This window comes from Hymenobacter daeguensis (assembly GCF_054780555.1).
In genome coordinates, this window is record NZ_BAAGWC010000009.1 from 177,145 (window position 1) to 189,940 (window position 12,796).

Here is a 12,796-nt window from a genome sequence, read left to right on the forward strand (position 1 = left end):
GCGTCTCGGCGTTGAACGGTCACCGGCCAACGACGCCTAACGGCGCGGCTGCCGAGACGTGAAGTGTCGCGTCTCTACCTCGTTCCAAACTCCCAGCTCAGCCACTGCTGATACCCGCGCTGCTGCGCCGCATCGGCCGTTTCCAGCTTGTCGATGGCGTAGTGCTGGCCGAAACGCACGCCCGGCGTGGCCGTCAGCGTCACGGTCAGCAGCCGGTTCTGGCGGAACACGCTCACCTCGTAGGCTACTTCGCCGCTGCTGAGCAGGCTCTGCAGGTTCATGTCGACGCGGCGGCCGTTCACGGCCACGATTTCATCGTCGACGGTGAGGGCGGCGGCGGCGGGCGAGTTGGGCCAGATGGTCGTCACCTCGGTGCGCTCGTTCTTCACCACCGTGCGGAAGCCGAAGTGGCCTTCCGAGGCGGAGGCGTTTTCGGCCACCAGCAGCTGGCAGCCCACCGTGTGCAGCACCCGGTCGAGCGGCTCGAGCAGCGGCGCGGTGCCGTAGATGAATTTGTCGAAATAAGCGTGCATGTCGCGCCCGGCCACTTCGTTCACGAGGCGCACGTAGTCGGCCTCGGTGTAGCCAATGCCGGTTTTGCCGAACTCCTCGTACAGCCGCCGCATTACATCGTCGAGGCTGCGGGCGTGGCCCGAAAGCTGCCGGATGGTGAGGTCGAGTAGCAGGGCCACCAGCGCGCCTTTGTGGTACACCGATACCTTGCGGTCGGGCACGCCGGGCTTGTAGCCGTCGAGCCAGAGGTCCATGCTGGCGTCGGCCAGCGAGAGGTTGTCGCCGCCGGCGTCGTCGTAGTGCTTGCGCAACACGGTGTTCAGCTCCTCAAAATACTGGGCCGGGGTGCGCACGTGGCTACGGGCCAGCAGGTACTCGCCGTAGTAGGTCGTGATGCCCTCGGCGATGAAGCAAGTGCGGAAGTAGTTCTCGCGGCTGTAGTCGTAGGGCTGCATCTCGGCGGGCCGGATGCTCTTGATGTTCCAGGTATGAAACAGCTCGTGGCAACTCACGCCCAGCAGCTCCTTGTACAGGCCCTCGCTCATTATCAGCTCGGCCGGGCCCAGCACAATCACCGTGGAGTTGTTGTGCTCCACGCCGTGGTAGTGCTTATAGGGCAGAAACTGGTTCAGGAAGTGGTAGTCGGCCACCGGAAAGCCGCCGAACAGCGTTAGCTGCTCCTCCGAAAACGCCTTGAAATCGGCTAGCAGCTTCTCCCAATTCACCAGCGCCTCGCCCTGCACCCACACGTGGAAGGGCAGCCCGCCCGCCTCGTACTGCCGGTGCGTAAGCGTGGGGCTGGCAATCAGCGGGGAGTCGGCCAGCTGGTCGAAGTTCTGCGCGGCCAGCACGTTCGGCGCGGTTTGGGGCAGGCCGCAGGCTACCTGCCAGCCTTCGGGCAGCGCCAGCGTCAATTCGCAGGCTTCCTGCTGCCGGCCCTCGGCGTACATCAGCGCCTGCACGGGGTTCAGGTACAGCTGCGTCTCATCGAGCCAGGAGCCGCCGGCGTCCATCTGGTGGGCATAGAAGTTGTAGCGCACCCGCACGGTGCGACCGGCGGCGTTGGGCACTTCCCACCGGTCTTTGGTGAGCTTGCGGTAGGGGAGGGGCTGGCTGGTGGCAGCATCCTCAACTACCACTTTCTGCAGCTTTTGGGCGAAGTTTTGTAGCTCGTAGCGCCCGGGGCGCCAGGCGGGCAGCTGCAGCTCCAATGGCGACGTGGCATCGGCGGCTACGTCCAGCGTAAGCTCGATTTGCAGGTAAAACGTGAGGGGATTCTCGTAGGAAACGCGGTAGTGAATCATATCATGTAGCGCATGCTTTAGTTTGCGCCCGAAAGGTCAAGAAATCAGTTCAGTAAAGGCGCAAGCTAAAGCATGCGCTACGAGGTAATGCATCCGCAAACGTACTACCGGCGCAACATGCCGCACATCGTGCCGCCCGGCGCGACGCTGTTTATTACGTTTCGCCTGGCCGGGTCGCTGCCGGCCGCAGCCGTTCAGCAGCTGCAAGCCGAGCTGGAAGCTGCGCTGGATACGATTTCGCAGGCCATTCCAGCCGACGAACAACCGGCGGCCGCGCATCGGGCCCGCAAAGCCTATTTCGGGCAGTTCGATGCGCAGCTCGACGGCAGTGCCTCCGGCCCTGACTGGCTGCGGCAACCAGCCGTAGCCGCGCTGGTAAAGCGGGAATTAGACTTGCTGCCTGAATTACAAATCAACGTGCTGAGCTATTGCATTATGCCCAACCATGTGCACGTCGTGCTGCAATTGCCGGAAGGGCCGGACGTTGCTTTCGGCAAGCTCATGCAGCGCCTGAAGGGCCGCACGGCTTATGCCGCGAACAAGCTGCTCGGCCGCCGCGGCCCCTTCTGGCAGCACGAAAGCTACGACCATTTGGTGCGCGGGACGCGGGAGTTGGCGCGAATTAATTCCTATGTAGTGATGAATCCGGTGAAGGCCGGATTGGTCGAAAACTGGGAAGAATGGCCGTTTACGGCACTCCTGTAGCACATGCTTTAGCTTGTGCATCGGTAAAGGATAATCCTTCAACAATGCACAAGCTAAAGCATGTACTACAAGTCTTTGCTATTTCCAGACAAAGCCCGTACCTTTGCCGGCCCAACTCGAAACTCGTCTTTTTAAGATTCTTTGATATGAAACGTACCTATCAGCCCTCGAAGCGCAAGCGTGTGAACAAGCATGGCTTCCGTCTGCGCATGGAAACCGCTAACGGCCGCAACGTGCTGGCCCGTCGTCGCGCCAAAGGCCGCAAGCGCCTGACCGTATCCGACGAAGGCAAGCACAAGCGCTAGTCTTTTTAGCCGTTAGCGCACAGCTTCGGGCTGTTAGCTAGCCGATTGCCGCATTGCTGAGACAGGATTATTTCTGTCGCTGCAATGCGGCTTCGCTATTTTTGGCCATTTTAGAGGGGTGTTTGCTGTCAAAGCAGCGGCTAAACGGTGAGTAACATGAACGAGCTAACGGCTAATAGCCAAGAGCTAACAGCTAAAAGAAGACATACCTTTCCGAAGGAGGAGCACCTGTGCCGCAAGAAGCTCATTGAGGAGCTGTTCGGTAAGCAGAACGCCTCCTTGGGCGCTTATCCGCTGCGCCTCGTTTACACCAAGGCGGCCGCGCCCACTTCGGCTCCGCCGCAGGTGCTCATCAGCGTGAGCAAGCGCACGTTTAAGCGGGCCGTCGACCGCAACCGGCTCAAGCGGCTCATCCGGGAGGCGTATCGGCTCAATAAATATCGGCTCACGGAGCAACCCAACGGGCACGAAATCGCTCTGCTGGGTATTATCTTCACGGGGAAGGAAAAAAGTCCCCTGGCTTTGGTGGAAAGAAAATTAATTTCCGCTTTCCATCGTTTGCTGGGCACGACTATTGAAGCAGCTCCTGCTTCGCCGCCGGCCCCGTAGATTCGTGTCGACTCGCTACCCGTATTCCGTATGACTATCCGCAAAAAGCTACTCGCCGCGCTGGCCCTGAGCACGCTGGGCCTGGCATCGTTCCGCGCCGCTTCCGACAACGAGCGGTACTTCGAAATTGCCAAGAATCTGGACATTTTCGCCACGCTCTTTAAGGAAGTCAACACGTATTACGTCGACGAGATAACGCCTGCCAAGCTGGTGAAAACCGGCATCGACGCCATGCTGCGCTCGCTCGACCCCTACACCAACTACATTCCGGAGGACGACATCGAGGACTTCCGCACCATGACCACCGGGCAGTATGGCGGCATCGGGGCTTCGGTGGTGAAGCGCAACGGCAAAACTGTGGTGCAAAGCGCCTACGAAGGCTACCCGGCCCAGAAAGCCGGCCTGCTCCCCGGCGATGAAATCCTCGACATCAACGGCGTAGTGGTCGATAAAAAGTCGAACGCCGACATCAGCAAGCTGCTCAAGGGGCAGGCCAATTCCATGGTGAAGCTCATGGTGACGCGCTACGGCCAGGACAAGCCCATCGAAATCGACATCACCCGCGATAAAATTCAGGTCGACAATGTGCCCTACACTGGCATGATTTCCGGCGATGTGGGCTACTTCCAGCTCGGTGGCTTCACGGTGGATGCGGGCAAGGAAGTGCGCGCCGCCGTGACCAAGCTCAAGGAGCAGGGCGCGAAGAAAATCGTGTTCGACATCCGCGACAACCCCGGTGGCCTGCTGAACGAAGCAGTGAACATCTCCAACCTCTTCATCGACAAGGGCCTCGATGTGGTGAGCACCAAGGGTAAGGTGACGGAGTGGAACAAGACCTACAAAGCCCTCGACGTGCCGCTCGATACCCAGATTCCGATTGCCATCATCACGAGCAACCGCTCGGCGTCGGCATCGGAAATCGTGTCGGGCGTGCTGCAGGACTACGACCGCGCCGTGCTCGTGGGCGAGCGCACCTTCGGCAAGGGCCTCGTGCAGGCCACCCGCCCCCTCAGCTACAACTCGCAGCTGAAGGTGACGACCGCCAAATACTACATCCCGAGCGGCCGCTGCATTCAGGAAATCGACTACGCCCACCGCGCCGAGGACGGCACGCTGGGCAAATTCCCTGATTCGCTGCGCACGGCCTTCAAAACCACCGCCGGCCGCACCGTGTACGACGGCGGCGGCGTGGCCCCCGACATTGAGGTGCAGGACCGCGAAATTGCCGACATCACCCGCATTCTGCTCCAGAAAAGCTACCTCTTCGACTACGCTACCCGCTACCGCGCCGAGCACCCCACCATCGTGCCCGCCCGCCAGTTCAAGCTCTCGGATGCCGACTACCAGAAGTTCGTGGCCTACCTGCAGGGCAAGAACATCAGCTACAGCACCGACGCCGAAAAGGCTCTCACCGACCTCAGCAAGAAGGTGAAAGATGAAAAGCACTACGACGACGTGAAGCTGGAGCTCGAAGCCATCCGCAAGAAAGTGACCGTGAACAAAGCCAACGACCTGCAGCGCTTCAAGCCCGAAATTAAAGAGCTGCTGGAGCAGGAAATCGTGTCGCGCTACTACTTCGAGAAGGGCCGCACCGAAGCCGGCTTCGACGACGACCCCAACATCATCGCCGCCGTGGCCGTCCTGAACGACCCAAACCGCTACGCCGCCCTGCTTAAGCCCACGGGCCAGGCCGCCAGCGCCCGCAAGTCGGCCGGGACGAAGTAATTTTGAGCTGCGTTAAGTAGAAATCATGAGCCCAGTTCCCATAAGAGTTTCTCTCTTAATGCTTATTCTAAGTTCATGCTCTCAACATGCTGATGAACAACAATTAGAAGAAAAGGAAATACATTTGTCTGTTGGGGAAGACTTTAGTTTGCCTAAATTCCAAGTCACAAGTTCTAGTCAGAAGCATGGGCAGTATAATCCAGAGGATAATAAAATGACTATTGAGTCAACGGAAAATAAACTCCGTTATATAAAGTTGGAATCGAATATAATTAGTGTTTCCAAACTTTATCCTAGTGCCAGTCCTGATGACAAGTTAATATTTACACAGCCGCTTTTAATTGATAGTGTCGAAGTGCTAAGGGATGACGATAAATTAATTAGCCTCCGTTCTGCCAAAAAACATATTGATTCAAATAGTAAATACTTTGTTTTAGATTGGGTACTTAATAAAAGCACGCAACAAATTTCCATGTTAAAGAAAATATACATTTTTAAACAGGGTGATGTTGATGTTAGCTATGAGGCTACAGTTTATGAGGCAGAGGTCCGATAAAAAAAAGTAGTCTTTATAAAGTTGCTCCAAAGCATTTCCATTAACTCCTCCCATGACTGCTGACCAACGCCTCGACCAACTCGAACCCCTTGTTTCTCAGACGCTGGCCGTGGCGGACCGGCACACGGCGCAGCTCAGGCAGCTAGTGAATATGGTCACGGTTCAAAGTGACAATATTGAATTTGTATTGAAAGAGTTAATAGACGTCAAAGACGCAATTGCAGCAACTAATGCCAAAGTAGAGGTTACAGATACTAAAATTGACGCTTTAGATTCTCAGGTTGCCGCATTAGGGGCTAAAGTAGGCGCAATAGATAATAAGCTAGACCGGATTCTTGATTTGCTTAGCGGCAATAAGTAGAAGCCGGGTGAGGTAGTCACGGCCAAATGCGCAGGCCGTAAATTTGCCTGCCCCATGCAAACGCTTCTCCTCTCCCTCGAAACCTCGTCCCCCGTCTGCTCCGTTGCTCTGCACCGCGTGGCCGACGGCTCCCTGGTCGGCCAGTCCGAGTTGCGGCTCGATAAGTCGCACTCCACCCACCTCACCGTGCTCATCGAGCAGCTGCTCGAAAACACCGGTCACCAGCTGGCCGACCTCGCCGCCGTGGCCGTGAGCGACGGGCCCGGTTCCTATACCGGCCTGCGCATCGGGGCCGCCGCCGCCAAGGGCCTGTGCTTCGCGCTCGATATTCCGCTGGTGGCCGTGAGCACGCTGCGGGCGCTGGCCGCGCAGGTGGCCGCCGGCACCGCCCGGCCGGAAAATTATTTGTTCTGCCCCATGCTGGATGCCCGGCGGCAGGAAGTGTACGCTGCGCTGTACACCCATGAGGGGCAGGAGGTACTCGCACCCACGCCGCTTATCCTTGATGCGGATACGCTGGCCGAACAATTGGCCCACCATTCCGTGTTGTTCTTTGGCCACGGCGCGGCGAAGTTTCAGGCGCTGCTGGGGGAGCAGATGAATGCTGGTTTCCTGGCGGGGATTGAGCCTTCGGCCATTGCAGTGGGACAGCTGGGCGTGGCGGCGTTTCACCGGCAGGAATTTCAGGACGTGGCGTACTACGAGCCGTTTTATCTGAAAGAAGTGTACACGACCACGCCAAAAGCGAAGTAGCGCGGACTTTTAGTCCGCGAATCAGTGCCGACAGCGCATTTATCAATCCTCACCATCGCGGACTAAAAGTCCGCGCTACAGCACATGGAACCCCTCTTCGTCAACCGCGTCGCCAACTCCGGCCTCGTCACCCTCAACCTGGAAGAAATGCTGCACCCCGGCGAGCGGGTGGTGTACGACATCAAAGACAACCTCTTCCACGGCCTGATGCTGCGCGAAAAAGACTTCCGCGAGTTCATCAAAACCAACGACTGGACGCAGTACGACGGCAAAAACGTCGCCATCATCTGCTCGGCCGATGCCATTGTGCCCACTTGGGCCTACATGCTGCTCGCCACCAAGCTCCAGAACCACGCCCACCGCTACGTCTTCGGCAACCTCGACGCCCTGGAGCAGTCGCTGTTCGAAGAAGCCATCGCCGCGCTGGATGCCGAAGATTACCGCGACGCCAAAGTGGTGGTGAAAGGCTGCGGCGAAAAGCCCGTGCCCACCTTCGCCTACGTGGCCATCATGCAGAAGCTGCTGCCCGTCACGAGCAGCGTCATGTACGGCGAGCCGTGCAGTACCGTGCCGCTCTACAAAAAGCCCAAAGCCGCCAGCGTAGCGGAATAAGGCGTTTCGAACACCGTTCCCGGCGTTACGAACAGTCTTCCCGACCTCGGGAAAGGTGTTCGTAACGCCGGGAACGGTGTTTGTAAGGGCGGTAAGACTGTTCGTAAGCTCGGGGAACGTGTTCGAAGGGGTGGGGAGCGTGTTCGTAAGGCCGGGAAGGGGGTTTGAAGGGGCGGAGGGCGCGTTCGAAAGCACGGGGGGAGTGTTCGATGAGACGAGCAAGCCGTTTGAACGGGATGGCGGGCTGTACTTTTGAGTTTCCGCCAACCTTACTTTATGCCTGCCTCATCTCCGGTTAGTCCCTACAAAATCACCTTTCTCACGGGCGCGGCCATCGTCATTGCCAACATGGTGGGCACGGGCGTTTTCACCAGCCTCGGGTTTCAGGTGATGGGCATCGAGAGCGGCTTTGCGCTGCTGATGCTGTGGCTGGTGGGCGGCCTCATTGCCCTGTGCGGGGCCGTGAGCTACGCCGAACTGGCGGCGGCTATGCCCCGCTCGGGCGGCGAATACCACTACCTGAGCAAGATTTATCATCCTGCGCTGGGGTTCCTCTCGGGCTGGGTGTCGGCCACGGTGGGCTTCGCGGCCCCCACGGCCCTGGCCGCGCTGGCGCTGGGGCAATATGCCAAGAGCGTATGGCCGGGGCTGCACCCGCAGTGGCTGTCGGTGGTCGTGGTGCTTGCCCTCACGCTGGTGCACGGCAGTAGCACCCGCGTTGGCAGCCGCCTTCAGATTATTATCACCGCTCTTAAAGTGGGGGTGCTGGTTGTGTTCATCGGCGCGGGCATGGTGGTGGGGGAGGGGCAGCCCATCCGCTTCGTGCCCGATGCCGCCGGCTGGCAGGCCCTGCTCAGCCCCGCCTTCGCCGTCAGCCTCGTGTATGTGAGCTACGCCTACTCCGGCTGGAACGCCGCCGTGTACGTCACCGGCGAAATCGAAAACCCGAAGCGCAACCTCTCCCGCATCCTGCTAGCCGGCACTGCCGTCGTGCTCCTATTATATGTAGGACTGAACTATGTGTTCCTGCGCTCCACCTCCATTACGGGTTTGAAAGGCCAAGTTGAAGTCGGCTTCGTGGCAGCTACCTCCCTTTTCGGCCCGCTCGGCGGCCGGCTGATGGGCGGCGTCATTGCCGGGTTGCTCGTTTCCACCATCAGTTCGATGATTTTCGCCGGCCCCCGCATCGTCCAGACGATGGGGGAGGACATCCCCGCCCTCCGTTTCCTAGCCCCCAAAAGCCGCGCCGGCATTCCCGTGCGGGCCCTGCTGCTGCAAACGGCCATTACCCTGGCCTTCGTGCTGAAGCCCAGTTTTCAGGGCGTGCTGGTCTACGCCGGCTTTATCCTGAACCTGTTCACCTTTCTCACGGTGCTGGGCCTGTTCGTGCTCCGCTTCCGCCAGCCCGATTTGCCGCGCCCCTACCGCGCCTGGGGCTACCCCCTCACGCCCCTTCTTTTCCTGGCCCTGAGCGGCTGGACGCTGGCCTTCATCCTGCGCGATAAACCTTGGGAGTCGCTCTACGGCCTTGCCACGCTGGGCGTGGGCGCGCTGGTCTATTTCCTCACCACACGCATCAGCCCGCCCGTTGCCGCCGAAGCTTCCGGTCGCTCAAGCGCCTGAGGCAGCCCAAGCTTGGCGCGGTTATCTGGTTAGTGTAGCGGCGGCGGGCAGTAGCGCGAACTTTGTAGTTTACGTCTCCGCGCCGGCAGTTCGTGCGGGGACGCGAACTACAAAGTTCGCGCTGCTCTGCGGCAGCTGGAGAACTGCTCTAAGTATCCCAATCATCCGTTCTCCATCAGGCACCCCCTCTCCGCGGGAGAGGGGGCCGGGGGGTGAGGTGACCCGCCCAAACGAGCTTCCCGTAACTTGCACGCCGAATCACTCCTAATTATCTAATGCTCTTCCGCACCGCCGCGCTTCGGCTCCTGCCCGCCGCCTTGCTCCTGCTTTCCGCCTGTTCCGAGTCGAACAAGAAAGTCGAAACCGCCACTTCCGCCAAAGAGGAAACCATGGCCACCACGGCCGATGCCCTCGATTCCACCAAGTCTGCATCGCCCGCCACTGCCGATACCAAAGCCCCCCAGGCCCGCCCCAACCGCCTCACCGCCCCCGATACCGCCTACGCCCAGGATGTGGCCCTGTTCCTCGGCGGCCAGCAGCCCAGCCAGCACAGCGACCTCAGCGCCCTGGCCGCCACCCCCGCCTGGCAGGCCTTCGCCAAAGACCAGGACAAAAGCTGGGATAAATACCGCGCCACCCACACCACCCGCATGACCCAGTGGGCCAACACCGAGCTCGATTCGGTGCACGCCAGCAGCCCCACCATCTTCTACCCCTTCAGCGGCCCCGATTTCCTGAACGTCTTCACGATGTTCCCCACCAGCCAGACCTACGTCCTGATGGGTCTCGAACCCGTGGGCAGCATCCCCGCCCGCACCACCCTCGAAAACCCCAAGCTGCTGCCCGCCGTCAAAACCTCGCTTTGGTCGGTGCTCAATTTCAGCTTTTTCCGCACCAACGACATGGCCGTGGACTTGAAATCCGTCGAGCTCGACGGCGCCCTGCCGCTGATGATGCTCTTCGCCGCCCGTACCGGCAACCAAATCACCGCCATCCGCCCCGTGCAGCTCGATGCCACCGGCCAGCTCCTCGACGCCCCCAAAGACACCGCCCAAACCCCCGACCCCAAATCCATCACCGGCGTCGAAATGAAGCTCCGCGGCCCCGACGGCCAGCCCAAAACCGTCTACTACTTTTCCGCCGACCTCAGCGACTGGAAGCTCACCACCAAAAGTGCCCCGCTAGAGTTTGTGCGCCACCTCGGCCCCCTCACCACCTACGTGAAGTCGGCCACCTACCTCATGCACAAGTCCTACTTCAACAAAGTGCGCCGCACCATCCTCCGCCGCAGCCGCTACATCCTGCAAGACGATTCCGGCATTGCCATGAAGTACTTCCAGCCCGGCGCCTGGCAGTTCGACTACTACGGCACCTACCGCCGCCCCATCAACCTCTTCGCCAAGCAGTACCAGCCCGAGCTCACCGCCGCCTATCACGACACCATCCGCAAGCCCAAGCCGCTGCCCTTCGGCACCGGCTACAACTGGCGCCAGACCGACTCCAACCTCATGCTGGCCAAACGCCTGGTCCCCCTGGCCGACTAACCCGCGTATTATTCCAGCCCCCAGGGCCGTGGTGGCAACATCACGGCCCTTTTTATTATTGATATTCTATGAAGACGCACCGTCAATCCCGTCCCACCCTATACTATATAATAATAGGAGTAGCTTTTCTATTGACGATAACCACCCTGGCAACTCTGGCCGCTGCAGCGACTCAGGTATCGCAACTAGTGGATATGGCTAGACTTTACGAACCGGTGCCCCCTCTTTTTTGGAGAGGGGGTCAGGGGGTGAGGTCATCGCCAGGAGACTCCCCACTGCTAGACTCCCTCCTTCAAGCCAACCCCCTATTAAAGAGAGTCGCCACCAACCCCCAATACGAGCTCCAAATCATCTACACCCAAATCAACCGCGACGCCCGCAACCGCCCCACCTTCATCCCCCACACCTACCACCTCAACCCCCGGCAATACTTCAATCCCGCCAGCCTGGTCAAACTCCCAGTAGTAGCTCTCTCTCTCGAAAAGCTCAACGACCTCAATAAACCGGGAGTAACCCGCCGCACCATCATGGCCACTGGCACTGCCTGGCGCTGCCAAACCCCCGTCCCCTTCGCCGCCCCCGCCGACAGCGACCGTGCCGCCACCGTCGGTAACTACATCAAGCGCATGCTTCTGGTAAGCGACAACGTCGCCTACAACCGCCTCTACGAATTCCTCGGCCAGCGCCCCCTCAACCAGCGCCTCCAGGAACTCAGCTACCCCAATGCCCGCATCACCCGCCGCTTCGCCCCCTGCGACACCGCCGCCAACCGCCACACCAACCCCATCAGCTTCCACACTCCCAGCGGCGACACCCTCTATAAGCAGCCCGCCCAATTCAATCCCACGCCCTACGCCAGCCCCCTCGGCCGCGTCCTCAAAGGCCGCGCCCACCAGGCCGGCTCCCGCGTCATCTCCGAACCCTACGATTTCACCACCGCCAACCACCTCCCGCTGCCCGACATCACCGCCCTTCTCCAAAGCATCCTCTTCCCCGAATCCGTCCCCGCCGCCCAACGCCTCCGCCTCACCCCCGCCGATTACACCTTTCTCCGCCGCTACCTCCACGCCACCCCGCACGAGTCCGGCTTTCATCCCTACGCCCCCGCCCGCTACTTCGACGCCTACAAGAAGTACCTCTACTACGGCCGCAGCCCCGAAACTCACCGTCAATCCGCCTTGCGCATCTACAACATCGTCGGTATGTCGCACGGCTACCTCGCCGATGTCGCCTACTTCGCCGACTCCCTCCACCAGTCCGAATTCCTTCTCAGCGCCGTCCTCTACGTCAACCAAGATGGCATCATCAATGATGGCGCCTACGAATACGACAGCATCGGACTCCCATTCCTGGCCCAATTAGGCCGCAAAATCCAGCAATACGAGGCCACACGCTCCCGCCAGTACCGCCCCAACCTCACCGAGTTCTTCGCTCCCGAACCAATCCGCTAAATTTTTTTAAAGATTCATGCGATTGGTAAGTTATTGATTTTAATAAGTCAGCCACCACAAAAGCACCTTGGCTACGTCCGTTTTCAACAAAAGTTGCCCAATACCCCTTGCGTCCCCACTATTTCTTTCTACTTTTGCACTCCCAATCGCCAACCGGGCATCGGGCTCTGCTGCCGCAACCGCGTCACAGAGGAAATTGACAGGTCAGGAACTTCACGGCATCAATACTTGTATTGCCACCCGTGTCCGCTGGACAAACCTTTAAAAATTAAATTTTGAAAGTGTTTGCGAAAGCCAGGAAAAGCTTCTTACCTTTGCACCCCGCTTCGACAGGAGGCGGAAACGGATTGAAAAGCGAAACGACGGAAAATAAAATTTTTCACCTTTTGCTTGTCAGTTCAAGAGTTCTTCTTACCTTTGCACTCCCAATCGCCAGAAAGGGAATTAAAAGCAAGAAACACCGGCTGCTAACAGCCACACTATCACTTCAATTGGAAGCGGTACACGTTCTTTGAATGTTTGGAAAAGACAAATAGTAAGGGCTTCTTGCAGCGATGCAAGGAGCAGCAATTACAAGCGTAACACGAATACATAGAACTCGTCAATACGAGTCGGATTCGCACTCGACATCAGCCACGGTTCGCCGTGGTGTAGAAATTTTTACAATGGAGAGTTTGATCTTGGCTCAGGATGAACGCTAGCGGCAGGCCTAATACATGCAAGTCGAACGGTGGT

At 59.0% G+C, this 12,796-nt stretch carries 12 protein-coding genes and 1 rRNA gene; 12 read left to right on the plus strand and 1 reads right to left on the minus strand.

What is annotated here, in order from left to right; all coding sequences use genetic code 11:
- Positions 1-74: 74 nt before the first annotated feature.
- Positions 75-1,817 carry a M61 family metallopeptidase gene (locus ACYVHT_RS12410; protein WP_460551961.1) on the minus strand — a complete coding sequence of 581 codons (1,743 nt, stop codon included), beginning with the start codon at positions 1,815-1,817 and terminating at the stop codon, positions 75-77.
- Positions 1,818-1,889: 72 nt separating this feature from the next.
- On the opposite strand from ACYVHT_RS12410, the gene ACYVHT_RS12415 reads away from it, so the two are divergent.
- From ACYVHT_RS12415 to ACYVHT_RS12470, 12 genes are all read left to right on the plus strand, one after another.
- The gene (locus tag ACYVHT_RS12415; RefSeq protein ID WP_460551964.1) at positions 1,890-2,522 is read left to right on the plus strand and encodes an REP-associated tyrosine transposase; all 633 of its coding nucleotides are present in this window, start codon (positions 1,890-1,892) and stop codon (positions 2,520-2,522) included.
- A 146-nt stretch (positions 2,523-2,668) separates the two neighbouring features.
- Positions 2,669-2,827, plus strand: a complete 159-nt coding sequence (rpmH, locus tag ACYVHT_RS12420) for a 50S ribosomal protein L34 (RefSeq protein WP_046246180.1) — start codon at positions 2,669-2,671, stop codon at positions 2,825-2,827.
- A gap of 156 nt (positions 2,828-2,983) precedes the next feature.
- Positions 2,984-3,436 carry a ribonuclease P protein component gene (locus ACYVHT_RS12425; RefSeq protein ID WP_460551968.1) on the plus strand — a complete coding sequence of 151 codons (453 nt, stop codon included), beginning with the start codon at positions 2,984-2,986 and terminating at the stop codon, positions 3,434-3,436.
- Positions 3,437-3,466: 30 nt separating this feature from the next.
- A complete protein-coding gene (locus tag ACYVHT_RS12430) occupies positions 3,467-5,161 on the plus strand; it encodes a S41 family peptidase (RefSeq protein WP_460551970.1) in 1,695 nt (564 codons plus the stop codon).
- Positions 5,162-5,186: 25 nt separating this feature from the next.
- On the plus strand, positions 5,187-5,717 hold the full coding sequence (locus ACYVHT_RS12435; RefSeq protein ID WP_460551972.1) for a hypothetical protein: 531 nt from the start codon (positions 5,187-5,189) through the stop codon (positions 5,715-5,717).
- Between the two features lie 52 nt (positions 5,718-5,769).
- A complete protein-coding gene (locus ACYVHT_RS12440) occupies positions 5,770-6,078 on the plus strand; it encodes a hypothetical protein (protein WP_460551975.1) in 309 nt (102 codons plus the stop codon).
- Positions 6,079-6,132: 54 nt separating this feature from the next.
- Complete coding sequence (gene tsaB, locus ACYVHT_RS12445; protein ID WP_460551977.1) at positions 6,133-6,831, plus strand: tRNA threonylcarbamoyladenosine biosynthesis protein TsaB; 699 nt, start codon at positions 6,133-6,135, stop codon at positions 6,829-6,831.
- 84 nt (positions 6,832-6,915) lie between these two features.
- Positions 6,916-7,443 carry a DUF2480 family protein gene (locus ACYVHT_RS12450; RefSeq protein WP_460551980.1) on the plus strand — a complete coding sequence of 176 codons (528 nt, stop codon included), beginning with the start codon at positions 6,916-6,918 and terminating at the stop codon, positions 7,441-7,443.
- A 276-nt stretch (positions 7,444-7,719) separates the two neighbouring features.
- Complete coding sequence (locus ACYVHT_RS12455) at positions 7,720-9,066, plus strand: APC family permease (protein ID WP_460551983.1); 1,347 nt, start codon at positions 7,720-7,722, stop codon at positions 9,064-9,066.
- A gap of 275 nt (positions 9,067-9,341) precedes the next feature.
- Entirely contained in the window at positions 9,342-10,610 is a 1,269-nt protein-coding gene (locus ACYVHT_RS12460) for a hypothetical protein (RefSeq protein ID WP_460551986.1), read from the plus strand.
- Positions 10,611-10,804: 194 nt separating this feature from the next.
- Entirely contained in the window at positions 10,805-12,061 is a 1,257-nt protein-coding gene (locus ACYVHT_RS12465) for a serine hydrolase (protein WP_460551989.1), read from the plus strand.
- A gap of 662 nt (positions 12,062-12,723) precedes the next feature.
- A 16S ribosomal RNA gene (locus tag ACYVHT_RS12470) occupies positions 12,724-12,796 on the plus strand; the annotation flags it as partial.